This window comes from Endozoicomonas sp. SESOKO2 (genome assembly GCF_024606245.1).
GTDB lineage: Bacteria > Pseudomonadota > Gammaproteobacteria > Pseudomonadales > Endozoicomonadaceae > Endozoicomonas_A.
The window spans coordinates 1-1,419 of record NZ_JAHHPQ010000128.1 but is presented as its reverse complement, the minus strand read 5'-3'; the positions used below and the strand labels follow the sequence as shown (position 1 = coordinate 1,419).

Here is a 1,419-nt window from a genome sequence, read left to right as displayed (position 1 = left end):
TCTTCGGCTTGAAACACCTTTCAGACTGTTTACCAGTTTTGATACTGCTACTTTTGGTGGATAGTTTACCAGAATGTGTACGTGATCTTGCTCGCCGTTAAATTCTTCCAGTTCTACTTCAAAATCAGAACATACGCTTCGGAATATTTTTTCAAGTGTTTTCAGATGTCTGTCTGTAAATACTTTGCCTCTGTACTTTGTGATAAAAATCATGTGTGCATGAAGCATAAAAACGCATCTTCTACCCTTTCTTAATTCCATTAGACCAACCTTGAAATAGCCATTATGGTCTATATAATAAATCATTATGGGTATTCAGACCAAAACACTGTCAGTCAGGGTGAAAGACAAACACGCAAAGGTACTGCGTGAAATGGCTTATGAGGTCAATCAAGTCTTTAATCTGGCTAACGAGCTAACCATGAAAGCCAATGGTCGTACGAGCGACTATGGGCCGGTTAAGCCTGTTTGGTTGTCTGCTTATGATGTCCAGAAGCCCGTTCTTGTTTTCAGGAAAGAGCAAAAGTACTTAATTCCGTCTCACACGGCTCAGGAAGTCTGTGCAAAGCACCATCAAGCTAGAAATCAATTTAAGAAAGCAAAGCTACGTTGGCGCATCAGCTCTGGAAGCAAGCGCTCTCTTGGTTGGATACCTTTCAAAAAAGGCTCTGCAAAGTGGTCTAACGGACAGGTAAGGTTTGCCAGAAAAAGCTTTAACGTCTGGGATAGTTACGGTCTTTCAAAGTATCAATTTCTTGCAGGCAGTTTTTCAGAAGATAGTCGTGGGCGCTGGTACTTCAATGTGGCGGTGCAAACCGAATCAAAACCTGTTACCGAAGGCAAAACCGCTATAGGAATTGATCTTGGGCTGAAAGATGTAGCTACTTGCAGTAACGGCGATCAGCTTGAATCAAAGCAGTTTTATCGTGAGCTGGAAGAAAGACTCGGTAAGGCTCAAAGAGCCAACAAGAAGCAAAGAGTTAAGGCTATTCATGCGAAAATTAAAAATCGCAGAAAAGACCAGATTCATAAATTTACGACACGGCTGGTAAACAACCACGCCGCTATATTCGTAGGCGATGTAAGCAGTACCAGACTAGCAAAAACGAAAATGGCTAAGTCTGTTCTGGATGCTGGTTGGGGAATACTGAAAGATCAACTGAAGTACAAAGCGATAGCGCAGTCAGTTGTGTTCGAGGTCGTCAACGAATCCTACTCCACCCAAACGTGTTCGAGCTGTGGCACTATTCCGTCCAGCAGTCCGAAAGGTAGAACAGGTTTGCGAATAAGAGAATGGACTTGTTCAGAGTGCGGAGCTGAACACCTGCGTGATTTAAATGCAGCAAAGAACATTCTTGCGGCTGGGCATAGCCGTCTCGCTGGAGGAATCCCACTGCTTTAGCTGTGGGAGGATGTCAA

General features: G+C 43.6%; 2 protein-coding genes. One reads left to right on the top strand and one right to left on the bottom strand.

The genetic code is table 11. The features are described from left to right. The coding region (gene tnpA / locus KDK17_RS03430; protein WP_257287342.1) for an IS200/IS605 family transposase at nucleotides 1-261 on the bottom strand (261 nt) is incomplete at its 3' end. A 46-nt stretch (nucleotides 262-307) separates the two neighbouring features. On the opposite strand from tnpA, the gene KDK17_RS03425 reads away from it, so the two are divergent. After that, nucleotides 308-1,402 carry a transposase gene (locus KDK17_RS03425; RefSeq protein WP_257274757.1) on the top strand — a complete coding sequence of 365 codons (1,095 nt, stop codon included), beginning with the start codon at nucleotides 308-310 and terminating at the stop codon, nucleotides 1,400-1,402. Nucleotides 1,403-1,419 lie beyond the last annotated feature (17 nt).